The organism is Flagellimonas pelagia (genome assembly GCF_003584135.1).
In the GTDB taxonomy this organism is placed as follows: Bacteria; Bacteroidota; Bacteroidia; order Flavobacteriales; family Flavobacteriaceae; genus Flagellimonas; species Flagellimonas pelagia.
The window spans coordinates 51,822-76,790 of sequence record NZ_QXFI01000035.1 but is presented as its reverse complement, the minus strand read 5'-3'; the positions used below and the strand labels follow the sequence as shown (position 1 = coordinate 76,790).

At 41.1% G+C, this 24,969-nt stretch carries 28 protein-coding genes; all 28 read left to right on the top strand.

What is annotated here, in order from left to right; genetic code table 11:
- Positions 1–3 precede the first annotated feature (3 nt).
- The 28 genes from D2V05_RS16805 (at position 4) to traK (ending at position 24,969) form a co-directional block, all read left to right on the top strand.
- Positions 4–906 carry an EamA family transporter gene (locus D2V05_RS16805; protein ID WP_119648688.1) on the top strand — a complete coding sequence of 301 codons (903 nt, stop codon included), beginning with the start codon at positions 4–6 and terminating at the stop codon, positions 904–906.
- Entirely contained in the window at positions 903–1,412 is a 510-nt protein-coding gene (locus D2V05_RS16800; protein WP_072318732.1) for a GNAT family N-acetyltransferase, read from the top strand. The genes D2V05_RS16805 and D2V05_RS16800 overlap by 4 nt, the downstream gene beginning before the upstream one ends.
- Entirely contained in the window at positions 1,409–1,873 is a 465-nt protein-coding gene (locus D2V05_RS16795; protein WP_119648687.1) for a GNAT family N-acetyltransferase, read from the top strand. Before D2V05_RS16800 ends, D2V05_RS16795 begins: the two co-directional genes overlap by 4 nt.
- 6 nt (positions 1,874–1,879) lie before the next feature.
- The gene (locus D2V05_RS16790; protein WP_220473569.1) at positions 1,880–2,938 is read left to right on the top strand and encodes a branched-chain amino acid aminotransferase; all 1,059 of its coding nucleotides are present in this window, start codon (positions 1,880–1,882) and stop codon (positions 2,936–2,938) included.
- Between the two features lie 12 nt (positions 2,939–2,950).
- Positions 2,951–3,484, top strand: a complete 534-nt coding sequence (locus D2V05_RS16785; RefSeq protein WP_119648686.1) for a YfiT family bacillithiol transferase — start codon at positions 2,951–2,953, stop codon at positions 3,482–3,484.
- Positions 3,475–3,909, top strand: coding sequence for a GNAT family N-acetyltransferase (locus tag D2V05_RS16780; RefSeq protein ID WP_119648685.1), 435 nt, complete (start codon positions 3,475–3,477; stop codon positions 3,907–3,909). Before D2V05_RS16785 ends, D2V05_RS16780 begins: the two co-directional genes overlap by 10 nt.
- Before the next feature lie 256 nt (positions 3,910–4,165).
- Positions 4,166–4,894, top strand: a complete 729-nt coding sequence (locus tag D2V05_RS16775) for an AAA family ATPase (protein ID WP_119648684.1) — start codon at positions 4,166–4,168, stop codon at positions 4,892–4,894.
- Positions 4,884–5,624: a YggS family pyridoxal phosphate-dependent enzyme gene (locus D2V05_RS16770; RefSeq protein ID WP_072318739.1), complete on the top strand. Its 741-nt coding sequence runs from the start codon at positions 4,884–4,886 to the stop codon at positions 5,622–5,624. Before D2V05_RS16775 ends, D2V05_RS16770 begins: the two co-directional genes overlap by 11 nt.
- The gene (locus D2V05_RS16765; RefSeq protein WP_072318740.1) at positions 5,621–6,331 is read left to right on the top strand and encodes a type 1 glutamine amidotransferase; all 711 of its coding nucleotides are present in this window, start codon (positions 5,621–5,623) and stop codon (positions 6,329–6,331) included. Before D2V05_RS16770 ends, D2V05_RS16765 begins: the two co-directional genes overlap by 4 nt.
- A complete protein-coding gene (locus D2V05_RS16760) occupies positions 6,315–6,770 on the top strand; it encodes a PaaI family thioesterase (protein WP_119648683.1) in 456 nt (151 codons plus the stop codon). The genes D2V05_RS16765 and D2V05_RS16760 overlap by 17 nt, the downstream gene beginning before the upstream one ends.
- 7 nt (positions 6,771–6,777) lie before the next feature.
- A complete protein-coding gene (locus D2V05_RS16755; protein WP_119648682.1) occupies positions 6,778–7,281 on the top strand; it encodes a DinB family protein in 504 nt (167 codons plus the stop codon).
- Between the two features lie 6 nt (positions 7,282–7,287).
- The gene (locus tag D2V05_RS16750; protein WP_072318742.1) at positions 7,288–7,635 is read left to right on the top strand and encodes a nuclear transport factor 2 family protein; all 348 of its coding nucleotides are present in this window, start codon (positions 7,288–7,290) and stop codon (positions 7,633–7,635) included.
- Between the two features lie 4 nt (positions 7,636–7,639).
- A complete protein-coding gene (locus tag D2V05_RS16745) occupies positions 7,640–8,290 on the top strand; it encodes a cysteine hydrolase family protein (protein WP_119648681.1) in 651 nt (216 codons plus the stop codon).
- Positions 8,283–8,834 carry a DUF1572 family protein gene (locus tag D2V05_RS16740; RefSeq protein ID WP_072318743.1) on the top strand — a complete coding sequence of 184 codons (552 nt, stop codon included), beginning with the start codon at positions 8,283–8,285 and terminating at the stop codon, positions 8,832–8,834. The genes D2V05_RS16745 and D2V05_RS16740 overlap by 8 nt, the downstream gene beginning before the upstream one ends.
- 12 nt (positions 8,835–8,846) lie before the next feature.
- On the top strand, positions 8,847–9,185 hold the full coding sequence (locus D2V05_RS16735; RefSeq protein WP_119648680.1) for a cupin domain-containing protein: 339 nt from the start codon (positions 8,847–8,849) through the stop codon (positions 9,183–9,185).
- Between the two features lie 79 nt (positions 9,186–9,264).
- Positions 9,265–10,473, top strand: a complete 1,209-nt coding sequence (locus D2V05_RS16730; protein WP_119648679.1) for a hypothetical protein — start codon at positions 9,265–9,267, stop codon at positions 10,471–10,473.
- Positions 10,474–10,485: 12 nt separating this feature from the next.
- A complete protein-coding gene (locus D2V05_RS16725; RefSeq protein ID WP_119648678.1) occupies positions 10,486–11,016 on the top strand; it encodes a hypothetical protein in 531 nt (176 codons plus the stop codon).
- Between the two features lie 242 nt (positions 11,017–11,258).
- On the top strand, positions 11,259–11,741 hold the full coding sequence (locus D2V05_RS16720; protein WP_119648677.1) for a hypothetical protein: 483 nt from the start codon (positions 11,259–11,261) through the stop codon (positions 11,739–11,741).
- 140 nt (positions 11,742–11,881) lie between these two features.
- Entirely contained in the window at positions 11,882–12,220 is a 339-nt protein-coding gene (locus D2V05_RS16715; protein WP_072318748.1) for a DUF4134 domain-containing protein, read from the top strand.
- Between the two features lie 12 nt (positions 12,221–12,232).
- The gene (locus D2V05_RS16710; RefSeq protein ID WP_072318749.1) at positions 12,233–12,661 is read left to right on the top strand and encodes a hypothetical protein; all 429 of its coding nucleotides are present in this window, start codon (positions 12,233–12,235) and stop codon (positions 12,659–12,661) included.
- 85 nt (positions 12,662–12,746) lie between these two features.
- On the top strand, positions 12,747–18,269 hold the full coding sequence (locus tag D2V05_RS16705) for a helicase-related protein (protein ID WP_235855484.1): 5,523 nt from the start codon (positions 12,747–12,749) through the stop codon (positions 18,267–18,269).
- A gap of 17 nt (positions 18,270–18,286) precedes the next feature.
- Complete coding sequence (locus D2V05_RS16700; protein ID WP_035133596.1) at positions 18,287–18,601, top strand: DUF4133 domain-containing protein; 315 nt, start codon at positions 18,287–18,289, stop codon at positions 18,599–18,601.
- 34 nt (positions 18,602–18,635) lie between these two features.
- Positions 18,636–21,104, top strand: a complete 2,469-nt coding sequence (locus D2V05_RS16695) for a TraG family conjugative transposon ATPase (protein ID WP_119648675.1) — start codon at positions 18,636–18,638, stop codon at positions 21,102–21,104.
- Positions 21,105–21,110: 6 nt separating this feature from the next.
- A complete protein-coding gene (locus tag D2V05_RS16690) occupies positions 21,111–21,800 on the top strand; it encodes a hypothetical protein (protein ID WP_035133600.1) in 690 nt (229 codons plus the stop codon).
- A gap of 8 nt (positions 21,801–21,808) precedes the next feature.
- The gene (locus D2V05_RS16685; protein ID WP_235855483.1) at positions 21,809–22,465 is read left to right on the top strand and encodes a hypothetical protein; all 657 of its coding nucleotides are present in this window, start codon (positions 21,809–21,811) and stop codon (positions 22,463–22,465) included.
- Entirely contained in the window at positions 22,462–23,100 is a 639-nt protein-coding gene (locus D2V05_RS16680) for a tellurite resistance TerB family protein (RefSeq protein ID WP_119648673.1), read from the top strand. The genes D2V05_RS16685 and D2V05_RS16680 overlap by 4 nt, the downstream gene beginning before the upstream one ends.
- 12 nt (positions 23,101–23,112) lie before the next feature.
- Positions 23,113–24,327 (top strand): conjugative transposon protein TraJ, encoded by a 1,215-nt coding sequence (traJ, locus tag D2V05_RS16675; RefSeq protein WP_119648672.1) that lies wholly within the window; start codon positions 23,113–23,115, stop codon positions 24,325–24,327.
- An 18-nt stretch (positions 24,328–24,345) separates the two neighbouring features.
- Complete coding sequence (gene traK, locus D2V05_RS16670) at positions 24,346–24,969, top strand: conjugative transposon protein TraK (protein ID WP_035133605.1); 624 nt, start codon at positions 24,346–24,348, stop codon at positions 24,967–24,969.

The window sequence follows — 24,969 nt, the reverse complement described above, 5'->3', positions numbered from 1 at the left end:
GCTATGAATAAAAATCTATTAGCATATTTATCTCTTATTATCGTATGCTTAGTATGGGGCTCTACCTACTTTGCAATCCGAATAGGCGTAGCCACTTTTCCTCCCTTTCTATTTTCTGCTATTCGGCAAATCATGGCAGGAGGCATCATGCTGGTCGCATTAAAAATCATTGGAAAACTTCAGCTTAGAAGATCGGATTTACTTAATCAATCCATTACCGGTATTTTAATGGTCACTTTAGGCAATGGCGTAATTGGTTGGTGCGAACGTTACATTACCAGTGGACTGGCCGCATTGATATTATCACTTATTCCTGTATTTGTGGTAGTAATCAGCTATCTGTTTGGTTTTGATAGAAGAAGACCGCATATTTTGATCTTATTTGGATTGATATTGGGTTGTTTGGGAATCATACTCATTTTCAGGGATAATCTAAAAGATATTGCCAATCCTGAATATTTTCTAGGAATGCTTATTGCATTTGGAGCCTGCCTGGCATGGGCTTCGGGAAGTGTCTTCAGTAAGTTCAAAATTTTAAATCATAAAAATGTTTTCCAAAATGCAGCCTTACAACTGCTCACGGGAGGGATTGCATTAGTGCTTCTTAGCCTCTTTTTAGACGACTACACAGAACTAAAAGTAATTTCAGGCAAAAGTATATGGGCATTGGCATACCTTGTCGTATTTGGCTCTATTATCGCTTACTCCAGTTTTGTATATGCCCTGAAACATTTACCCATTGGTGTATCCTCTTTATACGCATACATCAATCCATTTATAGCCATTATGCTAGGGTATTTTTTCCTGAATGAACCCCTTACGGATATAACGCTATTAGCTTTAACCGCTACACTTTCCGGTGTGTATTGTATTAACAGAGGATATCGAAAAATGGTAATACAATGAGAATAGAACAAACCATCATAACAGATATTTCCATTGTTGAAAAAATATACACAGAAGCAATTGCATATCAACATCATCAAACTGGTTACAGTTGGTATCCATTCAGCTCATCTTTCATAAAACAAGAGATTGAAGAGAAAAGAAATTTTAAGGTAGTGACTGACGAAGATGAAATTGCAGGCGTTTTTTCCGTAATGAATGTTGACCCCATCATTTGGAATGATGATAAAGGAAAGGAAGCCATCTATCTACATCGAATGGCAATTCTCAACAATTACAGAGGGAAAAATATAGCTAAAAGAGTTGTAGAATGGGCTATGATTGAAGCCTTTAAATGCAAAAAGAAATTTATAAGAATTGATACCTGGGCCAGTAATAAGAAATTGATAACCTATTACCAAAACTTAGGGTTCCGGTTAATCGGGAAAAAACAATTGCCCCCTAAAAGTAATCTTCCTGCCCATTACAACAATATTGAAGTCAGCTTATTTGAAATAAAATTATGACAAACATACACATAGCACCATACCGTCCTGAATGGCAACCTTACTTTGAAAAATTCAACAAAGCTTGGATTGAAAAACATTTTGTATTGGAAGCTATTGACAACTATGTCCTAACTCATCCTGAAGAAGCTATTTTAAAAGATGGGGGAGAAATTTTATTTGCGCTTCATAATCAAACGGTAATAGGTGCAGTGGCACTGAAAAAAATAGACAATGCTACTATGGAACTTACCAAAATGGCTGTGGACGAGGCTTTTCACGGACTTGGGGCAGGTACAAAACTATGTAAATCAGCCCTGGAAAAAGCAAAAGAACTAGAAGTAAAAAAATTAGTGCTCTATACTCAATCTGCTTTAAAACCTGCTTTAAGCATTTATAAAAAATTTGGGTTTCAACAAATACCCATAGAACAGGGCATTTATAAAAGAGCAGACACTAAAATGGAATTAAACATAAAATAGTAAGCTATGGAAACAATGGCAATAGACATTCACAAAAATGATCAGAGTAAACAATCAGCATTCAATTATGATGATTTTAATTTTGGGACACAGCCTACCGATCACCTATTCCTGAGCGAATATGATAATGGAAACTGGACGTCTCCAAGAATTGTACCCACACAACATTTTTCATTAAGTCCTTTTGCGCTTTGTCTTCACTATGGGCAAACCGTTTTTGAAGGAATGAAAGCTTTTCGTCAAGATAACGGTCAAGTACATATTTTTCGCCCCGAAAAGCATCACCAACGTTTCAATCTTTCTTTGGAGCGTATGTGCATGCCGCCCATAGAAAAAGAACTTTTCATCAATGCTTTGGAAGAATTAGTAAGGCTTGAACAGCATTGGATCCCACAGGATAAAGAAGTAAGTCTATATATCCGCCCGTTTGTTTTTGCTACGGAGCCACGTTTGGGGGTTAAAGTGGCTGACAACTATACGTTTTGTATTACCTGTACCCCGATGGGGCTATACTATCCCAAACCGGTAAAGGTAAAAGTTGAAACCGAATACGTTAGGGCGGCAGAAGGCGGTGTGGGCTACGTAAAATGTGGCGGAAACTACGGAGCTGCCTTTTACCCTACACAACAGGCAAAAGAACAGGGGTTCGATCAAATTATCTGGACAGATGCCAAAACACATCAGTTTTTGGAAGAAGCCGGAACTATGAATATGATGGTAATGCTCAAGGATACACTCATCACTCCACTTTTAAGCACTTCTATCCTGGATGGGGTGACCCGAAATTCCATTATCCAAATTGCCAAGGATAAAGGAATAAAGGTGGAAGAACGGGCTATCGGCTATCAGGAACTGGAAGATGCGTTTAATGCCGGAAATCGAGTGGAACTTTTTGGTGTGGGTACCGCAGCAGTCATTTCCCCTGTATATAGCATTCAGATACAAGACAAAGACTATTCCCCTTATATAGGGGACGATGCTATGATGTTTCAACTGAAAACAGCTTTGGAGAACATTCGAAAAGGAAGGGCAAAAGACACCCACTCGTGGAATCACTTTATCTAAAATAAGCATCGTATGAATGAAAAAGATCAATATCCAATAGGTCTATATAAAGAAAACTTGGAATTGCATCAGCAGATGCAACAACAATGGATTGCTACTATTGCATCATTGCCTTTCCGTATCAAGGAAGAAGTACAGTCGCTCACGCAGCTTCAATTGGACACCCCGTACCGGGAAAATGGTTGGACAGTCAGGCAAGTTATTCATCATCTGGCAGACAGTAATATAAATTGTTTTGCACGTATCAAATTTGCATTGACCGAAGAAAATCCAAGTATTAAACCTTTTGCAGAAAAGCCTTGGGCAGACCTGTTTGATGCCAAACTAACAGACATTGAACCTTCTCTAAAAATTCTCGAAGGGATTCATGAGCGCTGGGTTGCTCTTTTGGAAAATCTGAAAGAAAAGGATTGGCAAAAATCCTTTTTTCATCCTGAACTCCAAAAAAACCAGACTATAGCTCAGGCAATGGACAAATACAGTTGGCACTGCAAACATCATTTGGCGCACATTGTAAATACAAAAGAAAAAATGGGATGGAATTGAAGAAAAACTACAGCATAAAAACAGGGTATAACAATATGGATATCCATGCCATTCACCAATTTCTATGCATGGAGAGCTATTGGGCAAAAGGAATTTCGAAGGAACTGGTTGAAAAAGCGTTGCAGCACTCTTTTTGTGTCGGGGTATTTCTAGCCGACAAACAAATAGGCTTTGCCAGACTAATTACGGATTATACCACATTTGCTTATTTGGCAGATGTGTATATTCTGGAACAGCACCGAGGAGAAGGACTCTCCAAAAAACTGATGGAATATATAATGAGTTTAGACAACGTAAAAGGAATGAGAAGGATATTATTGGCTACACTCGATGCACACGCACTATATAGCAAATTCGGTTTCCAATCTCCTGAAAACCCGGAAAGACTTATGGAGATAAAAAGAAATAATTTATACAGCAAATAGCTGTTGAAATAACATAAAAGGTCGGATGGCTGAGTGGTTAGGCAAGGATACGCAATATCCTTTACAATGGTTCAAATCCATTTCCGACCTCAAATCAATAACCTTGGGGCGATTCCACAATTTATGAATCGAACCGCCTTTTTAAAATTTTGGGGCAGGCCTCGAAAAGAGAAACCCTCAATTAGGGATTAAAACTTTAGAAAATACAACCAATATTCATTTTCGAAAAATGAATATTTAGAATAGCAATAAATTTATGAATGTATATGATCTGCTTATAAATGATAAAGAAAAGGTTCTCCTTGATGAGGTCTTACTTGACTGTGAAAATCAAGATCAAATAAAGCAACTCATTAGGGAACACAAACACATTAACGAACTATCAAAATACGGGCTGCCTGTTAATAATAAAATTTTGCTTCACGGCAGTTCAGGATGTGGTAAAACAATGACTGCAAAAGCTATTGCAAGTAGTTTGGGTAAAAACATCCTTATACTCAATTTGAGCAATATTGTCTGTTCTCGAATAGGGGAAACATCAAAAAACCTCAAACAGATTTTTGATAAAGCAGGCAGGGAAAAGTCGGTGTTGTTTTTAGATGAATTTGACCAGGTAGGCAAAGCAAGGGGAAACGATGAGAAGGATGTAGGGGAAATGAGAAGATTAGTAAATACCATTATCCAATTAATGGATTATTTGCCTGAAAATGCCTTGTTGATTTGCGCCACGAATCATAAGGAAATGATTGACACAGCATTGATAAGGAGATTTCAGATTAGGATTAAATACAGCTTGCCTAGCAAGGAATTATTAGACAGCTATTACAACAAATTGCTGGCTGTATTTCCCGAAAATATACAAACTATTAAAAGGGATTATAATCTATCATTTGCTGAAGCTAAAGATTATACCTACACACTTATAAAATCTATGTTGCTGGATGAGTTAGAGCAACAGGAAAAAGCAATGCAATATGAACAGTGAAATAATACATAACCTGCAAACTATTCAACAGCGAATACAAAACGCCTGTACCGAAAGCAATCGTGATTGTAGTGAGGTAAAATTACTATTGGCCACCAAAACCGTTTCGCCAGAGCGTATTAAAGCAGCTTTAAATTCAGGACAAACATTGATTGCCGAAAATAAGGTGCAGGAATTAAAAGCTAAATACGATGCCTTAAAAGGCACCCCGCACATCAGTCATTTTATCGGGCATTTACAGACCAATAAGATCAAAGAAATTTTAAAACATGAGGTCTCTTGCATTCAATCCCTTGACCGGTTGGACTTAGCAGAGAAATTACAACAGCGATTGGAATTTGAGAACAAGGAAATAGAGGTTTTTATACAAGTAAACACTTCTAATGAAGAAAGTAAATTCGGTGTACATCCAAGCAAAGCTATTGACTTGGTGCAACAAGTAGCAAAATTCGATAGACTAAAAATAAAAGGATTAATGACCATAGGATTATTTAGTGCCGAAACGGAAAAAGTCCGTCAATGTTTCCGCTTACTGAAAAACATACAGCAGGAAATTATTGCTTTAAATATCCCCAACGTCGTAATGAAGGAATTGTCAATGGGAATGAGTGCAGATTTAGAAACAGCCATAAAAGAAGGGGCTACAATAGTCAGGGTGGGCACAGCAGTCTTCGGGCAGCGTATGTACCCTGACAGTTATTATTGGAATGAAAATAAAGCATACCTATGAATGTCCATTATTTACAACACGTACCCTTTGAAGGTTTAGGAGCTATTAAAATCTGGTTGGATGACAAAGAACACAAAATATCCTCCACAAAATTTTATGATCCCGGGTTTCTACTACCTGATATTTCAGAGATAGATGCCTTGATTGTACTGGGAGGCCCAATGGGTATTTACGAAGAATCGGTATATCAATGGTTAAAGGCAGAAAAATTGTTTATCAAATCCTGTATAGCCGCAGGCAAAAAAGTATTGGGAATTTGTTTGGGTGCACAACTCATTGCGGATTGTTTAGGTGCAAAAGTATCTCCTGCCACTCATAAAGAGATAGGTTGGTTTCCGGTTTTTCCTACCGAAGAAAGTAAAAAGCTACCTTGGTTTTATAAGCTGTTCAGCAATAACCCCATCGTCTTTCACTGGCACGGAGACCGGTTCGATATTCCTGATAACGGAAGTTTAGACCTATTGTATTCAGAAGCTAATGCGCATCAGGCTTTTTACTACAATAAAAATGTAATAGGACTTCAATTTCATTTGGAAGTAACACAAACCAGCTTATTGCAAATGCTTGAAAATGGAAAAGAAGACATAGAACCGCTTTCTTATGTACAATCTGAAGCAGAAATCCATACAGGGGTACAAAACACAAGTACGTGCAACACACTTATGAATGAATTTTTAAATAATTGGTTCTATGAAAACAATCAGTAACGAACGAAATAAGCAATTACAGGAAAGTTTTAACCGTTCCAAAATGATGGAATTATTTGGAGCAGAAATAACCGGAATTGGCGAGGGCTATTTTGAAATTACCGTTGCTAAACAAGAATTTATGGCTCGCCCCGCAGGAATGTTCAACGGCAGTACCATTGCTACTTTAGTAGATGTTTCCTCTGGTTATGCAGGAGCTTCGGCAAAACCGGAAGACAGTTACTTTACTACGGTTGAATTAAAAGTGAATTATCTAAATCCCGCTTTTGGAGAACAATTGGTGGCTAAAGCGCAGGTGGTAAAAAACGGAAAAGTACTTACTGTGGTACGTTCGGATGTATTTAGTATTACGAATAAAGGCGAGGAAACACTAGCGGCAACTTCATTAGTAACCTTAATGCAGTTATCTAAAAAAGCGCCTGACAAACAAATAGACTGAACGAATTATGGAAATAACCAATATCAACACCTTTCTGGACTATTACGGAAAAATCAGGGAACGGACGAACCGATTGATAGCTGTTATTCCACCAGAATACATGGATTGGGCGTATAGACCCGGAAAGTTTACCATAGCCGACCAAATACGTCATATTGCAGCAATAGAAAGATATATGTTTGCCGAAACCATTTTAGGAAAGCCATGTAGCTATAGCGGTTGTGGTAAAGAATTAGCAGATGGATACAATGAGATAATCGGGTATTTTAATGAGAAACACGAGGAAGCATTAGCCATTTTAAAAAAGCTTAGCAATGATGATTTGCAACGAAAATGCCTGACACCAGCCAATACACGTATTACGGTATGGAAGTGGCTTCGTGCAATGACCGAACACGAAATTCATCACAGAGCACAGCTTTATATTTATCTGAACCTGTTGGATGTAAAGACACCGCCAATGTTTGGATTGAGTTCAGAAGAAATTATTCAAAACAGTCGATTAAAATAAACGGATATGAATACAGATTTTGCACAGGAGTGGCTCATGGCGTGGAACAGTCACGATTTGAATAAAATAATGGAGCATTACAGCGAAAAAATTGATTTTGTATCTCCTATTATCCAGCAAATGGGAATAAACGCAGAAGGTAAAATTTCCAATAAAAGTGATTTAAAGGATTATTTTTCAAAAGCCCTGCAAAAATACCCCGACCTGCACTTTGAATTATATCACGAACTCAAAGGATCTCATTCAATCGTTTTGTTTTACCGAAGTGTAAATAACTCCTTTTCGGCAGAATATATGGAATTGAATAATGAAGGAAAAGTAAGTAAAGTAAGAGCACATTATAAAATCCAGTAAGAAAATGGAATACACAAAAATGAATTGGAATAGGAGTGCCTTGATCATCATTGACATGCAAAAGGATTTTGCAAAAAAAGATGGTGCATCATATATACAGGGAACCGAAGACGTTACGGAAAATATTGCCAAACTGGCATCTGTATTTCGTAACTGCCAACTTCCGGTCATCCACGTCATTAGACTTTATAAAGAGGATGGCAGTAATGCTGAGCTATGCAGAAAGAGCTTGTTTCAAGATGGTAAAAAAATCGTTTCCCCGGGTAGTAATGGAGCTAAAATAGTTACGGAATTATTACCCGAAAATGCAGAAAATTATTCAGATATATCGCTGCTAAACGGTCAGATTATACCAATAGCCCCTTATGATTTTATAGTCTATAAACCTCGCTGGGGAGCTTTCTATAGCACACAATTAGATGATTGGCTTACCAGTCATCAAATCAATTCGTTGTTGATTGCAGGCTGCAATTTCCCCAATTGCCCCAGAGCTACCATATATGAAGCTAGTGAAAGAGATTACCATATTAGTATTGTTCCTGAGGCTATCTCCGGAATTTACCCCAAAGGTATCGATGAATTGAAAGGGATAGGTGTAGGTATTTGCTCCGTTAAAGAATTAAAAAATATAATCAAAACCAAAAGAGATGAATAGTTATTTGGAAAGCATTAAAAAACAGTTTCTCTATTATAAAATGTTAGGAGAAAAAGCGATGGAACAACTAACTGAAGAACAATTGTTTTGGCAATACAATGAAGAAAGCAATAGCATCGCCATTCTAGTAAATCATATTGCTGGAAATATGTTATCAAGATTTACCGATTTTCTAACCACAGATGGAGAAAAGGGCTGGCGTAATAGGGATTCTGAATTTACGAATTCATTTTTGAACAAAACAGAAATGATGAACTATTGGAATAAAGGATGGGAATGTCTCTTAACTACGCTTGAACAATTATCAGAAAAAGACTTGGAAAAAATTATTTATATACGGAATGATGGCCATACCGTAGTAGAAGCCATTAATAGACAATTAGCTCACTACCCATATCATATTGGTCAGATGGTTTTCATTGCCAAAATGCTGAAAAACGAAGCGTGGAATACATTATCCATAGCCAGAAATAAATCAGGAGATTACAACAATCGAAAATTTTCACAGGAGAAAAGCAAAAGACATTATACAGATGACTTATAACCTCTAAAAATTATGATTACAAATACAGAAAATACCCCTCACTACACATGGGGAAATCATTGTGATGCCTGGACATTAATACAATCAGACCAAGTCATCATCAAAGAAGAAAAAATGCCACTAAATACGGAAGAACAAACACATTATCATAATGAAACTGCGCAATTCTTTTATATTCTTGAAGGCGTTGCAACATTTCTACTCAACAAAAAAGAAATTGTTGTAAAACAAAATGAAGGGGTTAAAATTGAAAAAAAACAATTTCATAAAATTTGTAATAGACACTCAGAATACCTACGTTTTTTAGTGATATCATTTCCTGGCAATCCTATGGATAGAATCAATTTATAATCCTATAAAACAACCTGAATATTATAAAAAAGAAGAATATATAATTAACTGTAAGAATAGAGTCCGCAAATGAATTATCTTGAAAAATGCAAACAAATCATATCCACTTGAATGGCTCGATCTACTTATTACAGTCACGCTCAACCCCTCCAAAACAGATATAGGGGCAATTACCGATGTGCAGTTAAATAATATTATCCTTCGAATTTCTGAAGAAAATCTTCGTTTACAACTACTCATAAAAAGCCAGGTCTTTTCCACAAACAAGGAAAATGAAATAAAACTGCTTATCAAACAATACCACTCTTCCTTTATCATATTATTAAATCAAACTCTAGAAAATCAAAAAGCGGCAATCCCAAGGAAATTAATTTTAAAGAATACCTATAAGAGCTTACTTGTAAATATTGACGAACTTCTTTCTTTCATAGAAACCCACTTTGCCAATTATCTAAGCCCTGAAGAAGAGGTCCCGGAAACCTATCTTTCGGTAACACGTAAAGAGCTCAGGAAAAAATTGGATAGATTAAAATCAAAACATAAAAGAATTACAAATCCTGTTATGGATATTGTATTAAAGAGATTATATCGTTTTACAGACACCAACTTGAGATATAAAATATCTTTTAGAGATATTTTTTACAAAAAAGATCTGGTACGGGGGTTGGAAGAAATAGATTGGAATTCAGTAAATAATAAAGCTTTTTCTCCTATTGATGAGCTACTAATCTATTTAAATTTCAACAGTAAAGGCTACATTAATTTACTTACGAAACGTATTTCTCAATGTATTAATAGCTGTGATAATTCTATTGAGAAAATGGATAGATTGCTATACTATTACAAAGCTTTCAACCAATTACATCGCAAGCCAAGTTTAGTACTGAACCCTAACTATCATGATCTGGAAACAATTTTGGGAAATTGGTTTACACAAGAGATTCTTTACCTAGAAAAGAAATTACATCTATCAGTTGTCCCGCTGCAAAGTAAAAAGGAAAACCCAGTAGAAAAGCAATCAACCGCAAAGGAGAAGCAGAAAGTGCTTTGTATGCTTTCTACTGACCAGATAGGGCTTATCCTTCGTGCTTCCGATGAGCTACGAATATTGGTTGCAAAGTCAATGAGCCAGGTATTTAAAACTATAGTACCCCATTTATCAACCCCTTATAAAGAAGACCTGTCCTACGATGGCATGCGTAGCAAATCGTATGTAGCAGAAGAACGAGACAAACAAATAGCCATTGAAACCCTGGAACGAATTATTAAAAAAATCAAAGAATATTAAAACCACTATACTATGAAAAAACTATTTCTCATATTCATTATCATCCCTGTGATTGGATGTCAAACAAATCAAAAACCTGAGAAGGAGACTGTCTTAAAAAGAATCAATGATGATCTAAACTTTCCACGTACTATTGATTATGAAATCTTTTGTAGTGATCCTGCTCATGCTAAAAAGTTGCTGGATTTAAAGCTTGATGAGAAAGGAATGGTTGCCATTCAAAAAACACAAAAATTAAAAGATATCGGTTCACCGTTAATCTCTTTTACCGAAGCAGCCCAACCGTATCTGATTAAACCTACAGCAAAGGAAAGGAAGCTCGACATTCAAAAAGTAAAGATTGCAGAAGAAACCATAGATAACATCAAACTCGGAAACAGTTCTGAATCCAATGGAAAAACATCTATCCCGGTGACTTATACAGTAACCTGTACCAATATCACCCCATTTTCTGTCTTGATGAAACGTGATTTTTCCAAACCGATTGATCGCTCCGCTACACTACGTTTCACAGATGGCAAATGGAAACTGATAAAGCCATAAAAATCATTTTTCCATATCATAGTTACAAAAGAGAACTTTTTAAGAATGTTCTCTTTTTTTTTGAATAATCTCTTCACGAAAGACATCTATTTCATTAAGGTTCCAATGGTTACAAAAAGGTTCCAGCCAAAAGTTGGACTTGTAGCGCCCTGCCTGCCTTCGTTTCTTTGCTATCGAGATTAATGTAAACGACCCGACATTAAATGCCGAGTTGAATTGTAGAACGATAAAATGAGAGGCGTATGTTTACCCAGATTTCATGGACAGACTACCTGTTGGCGGTCTCCATACTACTAGCTATTTATTATTTGTTTGTTGGGGTACGGTATTTTTCCGGTAACCTTAAAGCCCTGTTGGCAGGAAAACGAAAACTCCCCCAAAAGACATCCCCGTGTCCCGGTTTTCCTGATCATCATCCCACTCTGCAAAATGAAGCTTCAGAAAATGTTTCGGTATCTACAGATGAATATACCGATGACGAATTCGCAGAAGTAGAATACTTGATCGAAAAGATCCAAACGGTGATTGCCGATGCGCTCGGCAAACAACTTGTCAAGGAAGAATTCAGGAAGTACCTACGCCTTGTCCTCAAAGAATTTCCCACCATAAAAACATCCGTACTCCGTCCTTCGGTCAATGAACTGATTGTATCGGAGTGCGAAAAACAAGGGATTGGTGCCTTTAATGAAGATGAAGTGGATGCGTTGTGGAGTGAGGAAAGGTAGCAATCCCAGCGGAACGTGTTTCCCTGTTCAACCCCGGGCGTAAGGCGATGTGTGACAGAATGGATGGGTCAGTAACGGCGAAACCGTTCCGCTTTTTATTTCTAAAAAACTTTTGATTTTAAACTTTAAAAATGTGAGTTATGAAAATGTGCAGTAAGAAAACAACAAAGTTTAACCGAAAAAAGGTTATTACCATTTGTGCCGCTATGGCATTATTAGCCATTCAATACAGTGCTTATGCACAGGATGGTATTGAGGGGATCAACGAAGCCAACACCAAAGTACGCAGCTACTTTGCCGCAGGCACCAACCTGATGTATGCCGTAGGTGCATTGCTAGGCTTAATCGGCGCCGTAAAGGTCTATCAAAAATGGAACAACGGCGATCAGGACACAGGAAAGGTAGCGGCCGCCTGGTTTGGTAGTTGTATTTTTCTGGTGGTTGTGGCTACCGTCATCCAGTCGTTCTTCGGTATCTAAAATCCCTGAAGTATGCAGACGCAATTAAAAGAAAAGTTGTGGGCGTTTATCGTCCACAACAATCCCGAATTGATGTTCAATTTGCAGGAAGACTATTCGGTGACCAGCTATCTGGATTCAAAAATAAAGGACATTATGCCTTTGGCGGAACAATTACTTTCTGAAAACCGACCCGATTATGTTGTGGAAGAATTATGTCTGGAGCAGATGACTGAAGAGCTTAAACCTTCCCGTTACCACTACCTCCTTTCCATACTTGAAGAAGAATTTTCTGCCGACTATGAGCGGTTACGGGAAAGCGGCACGCTCACCTATGAAGTCGTCAACCTGATTGCTTACTGCAAGGACATTTTTGACGGATACGGATTCAATGCAGCAAATGAAGAGGACAGGCAGCTACGGTACACTGTCATCGGACAGGTACACGAATATCTGAGTTAACTACCAATACGAAAAAGCCGGTCATTAGGAAAAGAGGACGGCTTTACAGCCATAAAGGAATTGTGAGAATGAAAAATGTGTGGATATGGCTTACAATATTTCAGAAAAACTACAGGACAATATCAGGGCGATCCGAATCGCCCTGAGCCATCAAGACGGTAAAGAACTAAGTCCGGATGAAGTCTCGAACCTGAAAAAATTCTCAGGTTTTGGAGGGATCAAGGCTATCCTATACCCTTATGGTACACAGGAAGAATGGTCAGCCAATGGGGCTACCAAAGAAGACCTGAAACACCATGCAGATATTATGGAGCTGCATGACCTGCTAAAGGAAAACTATACCGAAACTCAATATCGGGAAATTATTTCTTCTTTGCGCAATAGTGTGCTGACCGCCTTTTATACCCCGCAGGTAGTTCCCGAAACCTTATACACTGTTCTGGCAGCACAAAATCTGCAACCCAAACGATTGTACGAACCTTCGGCAGGTTCCGGTATTTTTATCAGTGAAGCGGTAAAGGCTTTTCCTGAATTGGAACAGATTACCGCCGTAGAGAAAGATACCCTTTCCGGGTTGGTACTCTCTGCCATCAACAGTACGCTTCCTGTTCCGGCAGAAACCCATATCACCGGTTTTGAAGAAACCCCGATAACCGAAAATTCCAGCTATGACCTTATCGTCAGCAATATTCCGTTCGGCAATTTTTCGGTATATGATGAGGTTTATCCCAATAAAGCACTATCTGGAAAAATACACAATTACTTTTTTGCCAAGGGATTAGACAAACTAGCTGATGGCGGTCTCATGGCTTATATTACCACCGATGCTTTCTTAAACAGCCCGTCCAATCAAAAAGCGAGGGAATACCTATTCGAAAAAGCGGATTTTATAAGCCTATCAGTTATGCCCGACAACCTGATGAAGGATACCGGCAATACCGAAGCTCCCAACCACCTATTGATTGTTCAAAAGAATGCAACAAAAGAAACCCTATCCGAAGAAGAAACCTTACTGGTGACTACCGTATCATTAGAGAATGAATATGGAACCTACCATAGCAATAGCTATATTCAACAGCATCGGGATATCATTACGGGAAATACCCTCCAACCGGGTAAAAATCAATACGGACAGGCACACGAAACCGTATGGCAGCAAGGCGACCTCAATGACATTCGTGAAAAACTTGGACAGACGATTACCGAAGGTTTTAATACCCGTTTAAATCGGGAGCGTTATTTCCAAAGTCAATCCCTACCAATAGAAAAACAGGAATTTGGTGGCAGGAAGCTCACTTATCTTCCGATGCCTGAGAATAAAGCAGAAACCGTTTCGGTACAGTTAGGGCTTTTTGATACGGCACCGGCAGAACAGATCAACCGTGCCATAGCCTATATCAACCCTTTGGATGCAACCGTCGTTCGAAAAGAAAGTGCACGGCTTATCAGTACCATTCGTACTACTGATAAGCCTACGCACGAGAGTATTGTACTCTTGGCAGCCAAACAACAAAAATCCAATCGCTACCTATATAAACTATATTCCAACGTCAAGGAGATTGATCATTTCTCCGCCAACTGGATGGATGCCCGCTTATTGGGACATGAACTGCAAAACCTGTCCGGGGAATTGCAAGGGTTTGGCCATGCGTTTACTTACGAAGGTGATCAAACCTTAGAAGGAGTATTTCAATTAAACGGGCAGGCAGCACGTCCCTTTACCAATATACACCCGTTTCATAAAGAAGGTACACTGATCGTTTATCAGGGACAGGTGGGTACGCTTTCCGAAATTGATAATGATTTTAAAAATGCGGTGTTCCAACCCCTGGGTATGCAAACCGATAAGCGTTTCTATGAACACTATATAACCCTTCGGGATGAGTACCTAAAAATCTCCGAAAAAGAAACTACAAGAACTCCGGTTCCCCAAACCGAACGGGATGAGTTGAACCAGCGTTATGATCAATTTATTTCCCAATATGGGCAGTTAAACAGCCAAGGTAACCGTAGACGCATATTGGAAGATACCGCTTTCGGTTTGACCATGTTATCCTCTTTGGAACGCAGGGAAGGTGAACATTTTGTCAAGTCCGATATGCTGACCAGCACTGCTCAGGTATCCGTAAAACGTTTTGTCACCGATGACCCGATTGAAGCCCTGGCACACAGCCTGAACGATACCGGAAAGGTGGATATTGGGTTTATTGGTGCAGCCATGGGATTGGAAGAACCGGAAACGATTGCCCGTTTGGGCGAACATATTTACTTGAACCCGGTAAGCAAAGATTGGGAGACCGCAGATCAGTTCCTGAGCGGTAACGTAGTGGAAAAATTGCGACAGGCAAAACAACAAACGGCTACTGAAAATGATATCCCACAAGCAGAGCGAAGCCTAACCGCTTTGGAAAAAGTTCAACCCGAACGCATCCCTTTCGAACTATTGGATTTTAATCTGGGGGAACGCTGGATTCCCGTAAGCTATTACGAACGTTTTGCAGCGGAACTCTTCGAGCAACATACGGATATCAATTATTTTCCTTCCCTGGATGCCTTTAAGGTAACCACCGGGATGAACACCAAAGTAGCCCGGGAATTTGCGGTTACTCCGAAAAGCGGACGGACTACTTACGGTTATACCTTGCTCGAACATGCTTTGGAAAATACAACACCGTTTTTCACCTATGAGGTATCCGTTGGGGATGGCAAAAGCATACGGGTTCCCGATAATGAAGCCATTCAACTGGCACATCAAAAAATCGACCAGATACGCAACGGTTTTATAGACTGGCTCAAGGAATTGCCGGATACCGATAAAAAGCATATCGAAAACCTGTACAACGACACTTTCAATTGTTATGTACTGCGGGAATTCGACGGCAGTCACCTGAATTTCCCGGGACTCGATAAAAAGGCTTTGGGTATTGAAGATTTGTACAGCAGTCAGAAAAATGCCGCCTGGCGCATCATCCAAAACAGGGGCGCACTGATCGATCACGAAGTGGGGTTGGGCAAAACCCTTACCATGATTGTTTCCGCTCAGGAAATGAAACGTCTCGGTATTGTCCAAAAACCGATGATCCTTGCCCTGAAAGCTAATATCAATCAAATTGCGGAAACCTATCGCAAAGCCTATCCCCATGCCAGGATATTGTCCCCGGGGCAAAATGATTTCACCCCAGCTAAAAGGCTGCGCTTATTCCACGAAATCAAAAACAACAACTGGGATTGTATCATCCTGACCCATGACCAGTTCGGTAAAATACCACAGTCTCCGGAAATGCAGCAACAGATCTTCCAGACGGAACTGGATCATATCCAGCGTGACCTGAATACTGTCAGGGAGTTGGGCGGGGCGATTTCCAAAAAGATGCTCAAAGGACTGGAAATACGAAAAAACAACCTCGAAGGAAAATTAAAAACGGTACTCAAAGACATTGAAGAAAAGAAAGATACGGGCATCAACTTTAAGGAAATGGGTGTTGACCATTTGTTTGTGGACGAATCCCATAAATTCAAAAACCTGACCTTTACCACACGTCATAACCGAGTGGCCGGACTGGGGAATATGGCGGGGAGCCAAAAGGCACTCAACATGCTTTTTGCCGTGCGCACCTTGCAGGAACGCTTCAATTCCGATCTCTGTGTGACCTTCTTATCAGGCACACCGATTTCCAACAGCCTGACGGAAATGTACCTTCTTTTTAAATACCTGCGACCTAAAGAAATGGAACGTCAGCGTATTGAAAATTTTGACGGCTGGGCAGCGGTATTTGCCCGTAAAACCACGGACTTTGAGTTTAGTGTCACCAATGAGATCATTGCCAAAGAACGCTTCCGTCATTTTATCAAAGTTCCTGAACTGGCTTTGTTCTATAACGAGATTACCGATTACAAAACCGCCAGGCACATCAACCTGGATAAACCGGAACTGAGTGAAACCCTGGTCAATATTCCGCCTACACCGCAGCAATCGGTCTTTATAAAAAACCTAATGCAATTTGCCAAGACCGGTAATGGAGAACTGATCGGGCGTGGCAGGCTGACCCCGGAAGAAGATAAAGGGCGTATGCTTATAGCAACTAATTACGCCAAGAAAATGGCAGCGGATATGCGATTGGTAGATGACTGGAAATACGGAGACCACCCGGATAACAAGGTGAATACCGCCGCAAGAAAGATTGCTGAAATTTATCACCACACCCAACCTCATAAAGGGACGCAGATTGTTTTTTCGGATATAGGGACACCCAAACCGGATCGGTTTAATATTTATGATACCCTGAAGGAAAAACTGGTGAGGGATTTCCATATCCCTGTCTCGGAAGTCACTTTTATCCACGACTGGACGGATCGCAAGAAACCGGAACTCTTCCGTAAAATGAACCGGGGTGAAATCCGCATCCTGCTTGGAAGTACGGAAAAAGCGGGTACCGGTTTGAATGTACAGGAGCGTGTGGTAGCGATGCACCACCTGGATATTCCCTGGAAACCTTCGGAACTGGAACAGCGCAATGGCCGTGGGGCGAGACAGGGTAACCGTATTGCCAAAGAACATTACGGCAATCAGGTACAGAATTTTGTCTATGCCGTGGAGCAATCGCTGGACAACTACAAATTCAACTTGCTTAAAAACAAACAGACCTTTATTTCCCAAATGAAAAACAGTGAACTCAATGTCCGTACCATTGATGAAGGGGCTGTAGATGAAAAAAGCGGTATGAACTTCTCCGAATACATCGCCATCCTTTCCGGGGATACCTCCCTTTTGGAAAAAAGCAAACTGGAAAAGAAAGTGGCGGTAATGGAAAGCCTGAAACATTCCCATTTTAGGGAACTCACCCGTCATAAATACCAGTTGGAAAAACTGCAAAACGATCATGCTTCCACGGAAAAAACACTCGGAAAGCTTTCTGCCGATGCAGCCGTGTATAAAGACCGTCTCCAGATGACCAAAGAAGGTACTAAAGCTAACCCCATTCAATTGGACGGGAAAACTGGTCGGGACAGTGAAGCTATAGGCAAACACATTATCCAGTTGTATCAAAACTGGAAGCCAAAAGCCGGGCAGCACGAAGAAAAAATTGGTAACCTGTACGGTTTTCAGCTATACATCCGCAGGCAACAGGAAGCCTACGAAGAAAACGGATTGTTCGAATACCGGTATTCCAATAGCTTCTATGCACAAAGGGAAAGTGAGGGGATTAAATATACCTACAATAACGGTTTGCCCAATACGGATAATCCGAAACTGGCAGCACGGCATTTTTTAAATGCCATTGACCGGGTGGAGCATCTTAAAGAGCGGTATGAACGGAACCTTTTCGATCTGAAAACCGAACTTCCCAAGATTGAAAAACTCACCTCCAAACCTTTTACCAAGGAGCACGAGCTGCGGGAACTGAAAACAGAACTCGCCAATCTGGAACGGCAGATCGCCATTAAGATTCAGGAAAACCAGTTAAAGCAACACCAACCCAATGAACCGGATGAAGAACAAACCCCGGTCATCAAACTCGGGGAACATCAAACAAACGGGCATGCCGTCAAAGAGTCTGTAGTAGCTGCTTCGGCATCGGAGCGTCCCCGTAGCAGGATGCGATTGTAACATTAAAAAAGAAACGTATGGCAAATAGTGTGTATCAGGTCAATAAAGGAATTAACCGCAGTATCGAATTTAAGGGATTAAAAGCCCAATATATCTGGTATTTGGGTGGCGGTGTGGTAGGATTGCTCATCGTATTTGCCATCATGTATATCATCGGGCTGCCCACACTGGTATGTATCGGTGTCATTCTCGGCTTAGGCACCCTGCTGGTGATGAAGATCTACCGAATGAGCAATCAATACGGGGAATACGGACTTATGAAAACCCTGGCACGAAAACAGGTTCCCAAAGCGCTCCGCTCCAGAAGCCGCAGGGCATTTTTAAAACGATAAAAAAATAAGTAATAATCCGGTAAATACTATAAGAATGGAAAAAATGTTGGATAATCTATTACCGATTATGGATGTGGAACACGACAGCATCCTGAGCAAACAAGGCGATGTCACCGTCGTGTTTAAAGCAGAACTGCCGGAGATCTTTACCCTTTCCGATCAGGAATATGAAGCTTTTCATCAGGCCTGGGTAAAAGCCATTAAGGTATTGCCCAAATTCAGTGTACTGCATAAACAGGACTGGTTTTTGCAAACCGGGCATCAACCCGATTTTACCAAAGCCGATACCAGTTTTTTAAGCCGGGCAAGTGAGCGGTTTTTTAATGAACGCCCCTTTCTGGATCATAGCTGTTATATCCTACTGACCAAAAAACCGGATAACCGCAAAACGGCAACTTCTGCCTATTCCAGCCTGCTGCGCAGAAGCATCGTCCCGGAAGAAACATTGAAACCCTCTTTGTTACAGGATTTTCTGGACGCTGCCGGTCAGTTTCAACGTATCATGGAAGATAGTGGCTTTGTGAAACTGACCCGATTACGGGAAAAGGAACTTTGGAGTGGCAAACGGACAATGGGTATCATTGAAAAGTACTGCTACCTGTCGGAGCACAATGACCAGTATCTCATGGGAGACATCAACTTCCAGGAAGGCTTACAGGTAGGTTCAAAGCATTGTCAACTTTACACCCTGGGGGATGCTGCTGACCTGCCTGCACTTTGTGGCAGTCGTATCAATTACGATAAGTACAGTACGGACAAAACCAAATTCAGTATCGGCTTTGCCTCTACGCTGGGTCAACTACTGCCCTGTAATCATATTTACAATCAGTATCTCTTTCTTGAGGATGCCCAGAAAACGATCACTAAACTGGAATCCAAAAGGCTACGGTTGCAATCCCTGTCCGCTTACAGCCGGGAAAATATGATTGCCCGTGATGCGACCAATGATTTTTTAAATGAAGCTATCAGTCAGCAACGCCTTCCGGTAAAAGCCCATTTTAATGTACTGGTTTGGACGGAAGATAAGGAAGAACTCAAAGACCTGAAAAACAAAGTATCCTCTGCACTGGCGCAAATGGATGCGGTAGCCAAACAGGAAACCATCGGAGCTCCCCAGATTTTCTGGGCGGGTATTCCGGGCAATGCTGCTGACTTTCCCATGAATGATACCTTCGACACCTTTGCCGAGCAAGCTACTTGTTTTCTCAATCTGGAAACGGGTTACCGTACTTCCTTAAGTCCTGTCGGGATTCGTCTGGGAGATCGGATGACGGGCAAACCTGTACATGTGGACATTAGTGATGAACCCATGAACATGGGGATTTGTACCAACCGTAACAAGTTTATACTAGGCCCCTCCGGGAGCGGAAAATCCTTTTTTACCAATCATATGGTACGCAGCTATTACGAGCAGGGAACCCATATTGTACTGGTGGATGTGGGACATAGCTATAAAGGCTTGTGTGATATGGTCAACGGCTACTATTTCACCTACAGTGAAGAAAACCCAATCCGTTTCAACCCCTTCTTTATCGGGGAGGGTGACAACCTGGACACGGAAAAGAAAGAAAGTATCAAAACACTGTTGCTCGCCCTTTGGAAAAAGGATGATGAAGCCTTTAAACGCAGTGAGTATGTGGCACTTTCCAATGCCATTACAGGATACTACCGGCATCTTGAAAAAAATCCATCGGTGTTTCCTTGTTTCAATAGTTTTTATGAATTCCTGCGAGATGAGTATATATCTGTACTTCAACAAGATCGGGTAAAAGACCGGGATTTTGATATGGATAATTTCCTGTATGTACTCCGCCCGTATTACCAGGGCGGTGAATTCGATTACCTGCTCAATGCTACGGAAAACCTGAACCTCTTACAGGAACGCTTTATCGTATTTGAACTGGACAATATCAAAGATCATCCCATACTCTTCCCGGTAGTGACCATCATTATCATGGAAGTCTTTATCAACAAGATGCGCAAAATGAAAGGCATCCGAAAGATGATCTTAATTGAAGAAGCCTGGAAAGCCCTGATGAAAGAAGGTTTTGCGGAATACATCAAATACCTCTTTAAAACGGTACGGAAATTCTTTGGCGAAGCTATCGTGGTGACCCAGGAAGTAGAAGATATTATTTCTTCCCCCGTGGTCAAGCAGGCAATCATCAATAACAGCGATTGCAAGATACTGCTCGACCAAAGCAAGTACCAAAACAAATTTGACCAAATACAGGAACTCTTAGGGTTAACGGAAAAAGAAAAAGCCCTTGTGTTATCGGTCAATAAAGCCAATGACCCTGCCCGAAAATACAAAGAGGTCTTTATCAGCCTGGGTGGAATGCTCAGCAAGGTGTACCGCACCGAAGTGAGCCTGGAAGAATACCTGGCGTACACCACCGAACAGACTGAAAAGGTAAAACTGATGGAATATGTGGCAAAATTTGGTGGAGACATCCGCAAGGGCATTGCCGCAATGGCTGAAGATCTAAAACTTAAAAAATGATGAACCATGAAAAAATATGCAAGAATGTTACTGCTTGCCCTTTGTATCTCTTTTACGGTGCTACCGGTACAACAGGCGAATGCTATGCAGATACCGATCGTAGAAATCATCAAGGCAGGCATTAAAAAAGTAATCAAAGCCGTGGATTTAAAAATCCAGCGTTTACAGAACAAGACTATCTGGTTACAGAACGCCCAGAAGACATTAGAAAATACGCTTTCCAAGCTCAAACTGGATGAGATTTCCGAGTGGACGGAAAAACAAAAAGAGCAATACCGGGAATATTATGAAGAGCTGGCTAAGGTAAAGGCTATTATTTCCTATTACCAGCGCATCCGGGATATCACCCAAAAACAGGTTCGGCTGGTCAATGAATACCAACATGCCTGGCAGCTCATTCAGCAGGATGAACACTTTACCTCGGATGAAATTGAATATATGTCAGAGGTGTACTCCGGTATCCTGGAAGAGAGCCTAAACAATATTGACCAGATTACCCTGATCGTTCAATCCTTTACCACCACCATGAGTGATGCCAAACGCCTGGAGATCATCAACAATGCCGCCGATCAGGTTGATGCCAATTATGATGACCTGATGCGCTTTAATCAGCAAAATGTATTGCTGAGCCTTTCCAGGGCAAAGACTTCAATTGAAGTACAAACCGTGAAAAAATTATATGGACTTCCTCAATAACACGAACTATGAGAAAGATAATTTTAATAGGACTCATGCTGTTTCTGGCAGCAGGAACCGTTCAGGCACAGACTTTTTCAGAGTGGTTCCGCCAGAAAAAGACACAGAAGAAATACCTGCTTCAGCAGATTGCCGCTTTACAGGTATATATCGGATATGCTCAAAAAGGCTACCGTATTGCCAAAGAAGGTTTGACCACCATCGGAGGGTTTACCAAAGGGGAATTCGACCTGCACAGTGATTTTATAAAATCCTTAAGTACAGTCAACCCTGAAATCAAACATTATGCAAAGGTCGCAGACATCATTGCCCTTCAAATACGCATTGTAGAGGATTACGGGAAAACCTACGGACAGCTTGACAATAGCGATGCTTTTACCGAAGCAGAACTCAGCTATATCGGGCGGGTTTTTACCCGGCTCTTGGAGGATTGTGAACAGGTACTGGATGAACTTATTGCAATAACTACGGATGCCGAGTTGCAAATGGAAGATAATGAGCGTATGAATCGCATCGACAAACTTTACTTGCGGATGCAGGACAATTACACCTTCTCCCAAAGTTTCGGCAATGAAGCCAAGGTCATGGCAGCCGTTCGGATCAGGGAATTCCATGAAGTACAATACGGCAAAACACTCAGGAACCTTCAAAACGAAAACCCATGAAAAAAACAGGAATACTTATAGGACTTGTGATCTGCGGGCTCTTCTGCTCGTTTAGGGCATCAGCGCAATCCGCAGAGATACAACAGCTCTTGCTCAATGTAGAAAAACTGACCCAGTTCAAACAGATATTGAGCGATATGAAAAAAGGCTATCAGATATTGGAAGGGGGTTACAATACCATCAAGGATATATCGGAAGGGAACTTTAGCCTACACAAAGCTTTTTTGGACGGGCTGATGGAAGTAAGCCCCACCGTTCGCAACTACAAACGTGTGGGCGATATTGTGAATTATCAGGTGATACTGGTCAGGGAATACCGGAATGCGTATGACCGATTTCAAAGTGACGGGAATTTCAATCCGCAGGAACTGGCGTATCTCGGACGGGTGTATGATAACCTCTTTGATGAAAGCCTGCGAAATCTCGATGAATTACTGGTCATCATTACGGCAGATAAAGCCCGTATGAGTGATGATGAACGTTTACAGGCCATTGACCGGATCTATGCCGATATGCAGGACAAACTAATGTTCCTCAGACACTTTAATAATAATACGACCATTCTTGCGGTGCAAAGGGCAAAAGAAAGAAATGATGCCCGCACCATTCGCAATATATATGGTATAAACAACTAAAAATCAAAAATTATGGCAACATATAGAAAAACCGCCTGGCTGGCGGTTATAGGATTGCTATTGCCTTTTATGGGTAGTGCACAGGGAATTGCCGGTGAGATGAACGCCTTGCATAGCGTATTGGAACAACTTTATGATGAAATGATGCCACTGTGCAGTCAGCTTATCGGCGTGGGACAGGCACTGGCGGGATTTGCCGCCATGTGGTATATCGCTTCCAGGGTCTGGGGACATTTGTCAAGAGCGGAACCTATCGACTTTTACCCGCTTTTTCGCCCATTTGTCATCGGGTTTTGTGTGCTGATATTCCCTTCCGTTCTGGGATTGATCAACGGGATCATGAAACCCACGGTGACCGCTACCGCTTCGATGGTGGAAGGCTCCGACAGGGCAATTGCGGTGCTTTTGGAAAAGAAGGAAGAAGCTATCAAAAAAACGGATGTATGGCAGATGTATGTAGGTGAAAGCGGTGACGGTGACCGGGACAGGTGGTATAAATACACCCATGATAATGCCAGTCCTTCCGATGAAGGCTTTTTTGAAGGGATTGGCAACGACATCAAGTTTGCCATGTCCAAAGCCTCTTACAATTTCCGCAATTCGGTCAAGGAATGGATGAGTGAAGTACTGCGGGTACTCTTTGAAGCCGCAGCCTTATGTATCGATACGCTACGAACCTTTCAATTGGTGGTACTTGCCATATTGGGGCCGCTGGTATTTGGGATTGCCGTCTTTGACGGGTTCCAGCATACCCTGACGGTTTGGATTGCCCGCTATATCAATATTTTTCTCTGGCTTCCGGTAGCCAATATTTTCGGGAGCATTATCGGAAAAATCCAGGAGAAAATGCTGGAAATGGACATTGCCCAGGTACAGGATTACGGGGATACTTTTTTCAGCCGGACGGATATGGCGTATCTGGTCTTTATGATTATTGGCATTGTGGGATACTTTACCGTGCCTTCGGTAGCCAATTACATTGTCCATGCAGGAGGTGGTGGTGCTTTGGGACAGAAAGTCACCAGTATCTTCAGCAGTTCCTCCAGAGCGGTTATGGGAGCAGCTACAGGCGGAGCCAGCATGGCGGCGGATGCAATGGGTAATGCTGCAAGTCGTATTTCCCAGAGTATGGCCAGCAATAGTACAACCAATCCTTATTTCAAGGATGGCAATTCGGATGGCGGTGGCTCCGGCTATATGAATGACAAACTCAAAGGTAATTCTTAACCCCAAAAAGGAGAAATCATGTTTAAAAAAATGAAAAATATCGATACGGCTTTTCGGCATATCCGGGGATTTACCATGCTCATTATTGCAGGCTCAGTGCTATTATCCTGCTTTGCCCTATATAAGAGTTTCAGTCTGGTATCCGAAATGCAGGACAGGATTTACATTCTTGCCAATGGCAAGGCACTGGAAGCCTATTCCGCCGGACGTAAGGACAATATCCCAGTGGAAGCACGGGATCATGTGAAAACCTTCCACCAATTGTTCTTTACCCTTGACCCGGATGATAAAGCAATTGAAACGAATATCACTAAAGCTTTATACCTGGCGGATGGCAGTGCCAAACGGATTTATGATGACCTGAAGGAGAACGGATATTATGCCGGGCTTATTTCCGGAAATGTTAACCAGACCATCCATGTGGATAGCGTGGCGGTGGACATCAATGAATACCCCTATAAATTCCGGTGCTACGCTACCCAGCGCATAATCCGTCCGACCAGTATCACTACCCGAAGCCTGATTACCGAAGGGGCGTTGCGTAATGTATCCCGAAGTGATAATAATCCGCATGGTTTTCTGATAGAACGCTGGGCAACCATCGCCAACAAGGATTTGAAAACGACCGCCAGACGGTATTAA

Bases quoted from the DNA above. Each gene is read 5' to 3' on its own strand.
- D2V05_RS16805 (WP_119648688.1), top strand. From the start codon at position 4: ATGAATAAAAATCTATTAGCATATTTATCTCTTATTATCGTATGCTTA.
- D2V05_RS16800 (WP_072318732.1), top strand. From the start codon at position 903: ATGAGAATAGAACAAACCATCATAACAGATATTTCCATTGTTGAAAAA.
- D2V05_RS16795 (WP_119648687.1), top strand. From the start codon at position 1,409: ATGACAAACATACACATAGCACCATACCGTCCTGAATGGCAACCTTAC.
- D2V05_RS16790 (WP_220473569.1), top strand. From the start codon at position 1,880: ATGGAAACAATGGCAATAGACATTCACAAAAATGATCAGAGTAAACAA.
- D2V05_RS16785 (WP_119648686.1), top strand. From the start codon at position 2,951: ATGAATGAAAAAGATCAATATCCAATAGGTCTATATAAAGAAAACTTG.
- D2V05_RS16780 (WP_119648685.1), top strand. From the start codon at position 3,475: ATGGAATTGAAGAAAAACTACAGCATAAAAACAGGGTATAACAATATG.
- D2V05_RS16775 (WP_119648684.1), top strand. From the start codon at position 4,166: ATGAATGTATATGATCTGCTTATAAATGATAAAGAAAAGGTTCTCCTT.
- D2V05_RS16770 (WP_072318739.1), top strand. From the start codon at position 4,884: ATGAACAGTGAAATAATACATAACCTGCAAACTATTCAACAGCGAATA.
- D2V05_RS16765 (WP_072318740.1), top strand. From the start codon at position 5,621: ATGAATGTCCATTATTTACAACACGTACCCTTTGAAGGTTTAGGAGCT.
- D2V05_RS16760 (WP_119648683.1), top strand. From the start codon at position 6,315: ATGAAAACAATCAGTAACGAACGAAATAAGCAATTACAGGAAAGTTTT.
- D2V05_RS16755 (WP_119648682.1), top strand. From the start codon at position 6,778: ATGGAAATAACCAATATCAACACCTTTCTGGACTATTACGGAAAAATC.
- D2V05_RS16750 (WP_072318742.1), top strand. From the start codon at position 7,288: ATGAATACAGATTTTGCACAGGAGTGGCTCATGGCGTGGAACAGTCAC.
- D2V05_RS16745 (WP_119648681.1), top strand. From the start codon at position 7,640: ATGGAATACACAAAAATGAATTGGAATAGGAGTGCCTTGATCATCATT.
- D2V05_RS16740 (WP_072318743.1), top strand. From the start codon at position 8,283: ATGAATAGTTATTTGGAAAGCATTAAAAAACAGTTTCTCTATTATAAA.
- D2V05_RS16735 (WP_119648680.1), top strand. From the start codon at position 8,847: ATGATTACAAATACAGAAAATACCCCTCACTACACATGGGGAAATCAT.
- D2V05_RS16725 (WP_119648678.1), top strand. From the start codon at position 10,486: ATGAAAAAACTATTTCTCATATTCATTATCATCCCTGTGATTGGATGT.
- D2V05_RS16720 (WP_119648677.1), top strand. From the start codon at position 11,259: ATGTTTACCCAGATTTCATGGACAGACTACCTGTTGGCGGTCTCCATA.
- D2V05_RS16715 (WP_072318748.1), top strand. From the start codon at position 11,882: ATGAAAATGTGCAGTAAGAAAACAACAAAGTTTAACCGAAAAAAGGTT.
- D2V05_RS16710 (WP_072318749.1), top strand. From the start codon at position 12,233: ATGCAGACGCAATTAAAAGAAAAGTTGTGGGCGTTTATCGTCCACAAC.
- D2V05_RS16705 (WP_235855484.1), top strand. From the start codon at position 12,747: ATGGCTTACAATATTTCAGAAAAACTACAGGACAATATCAGGGCGATC.
- D2V05_RS16700 (WP_035133596.1), top strand. From the start codon at position 18,287: ATGGCAAATAGTGTGTATCAGGTCAATAAAGGAATTAACCGCAGTATC.
- D2V05_RS16695 (WP_119648675.1), top strand. From the start codon at position 18,636: ATGGAAAAAATGTTGGATAATCTATTACCGATTATGGATGTGGAACAC.
- D2V05_RS16690 (WP_035133600.1), top strand. From the start codon at position 21,111: ATGAAAAAATATGCAAGAATGTTACTGCTTGCCCTTTGTATCTCTTTT.
- D2V05_RS16685 (WP_235855483.1), top strand. From the start codon at position 21,809: ATGAGAAAGATAATTTTAATAGGACTCATGCTGTTTCTGGCAGCAGGA.
- D2V05_RS16680 (WP_119648673.1), top strand. From the start codon at position 22,462: ATGAAAAAAACAGGAATACTTATAGGACTTGTGATCTGCGGGCTCTTC.
- traJ (WP_119648672.1), top strand. From the start codon at position 23,113: ATGGCAACATATAGAAAAACCGCCTGGCTGGCGGTTATAGGATTGCTA.
- traK (WP_035133605.1), top strand. From the start codon at position 24,346: ATGTTTAAAAAAATGAAAAATATCGATACGGCTTTTCGGCATATCCGG.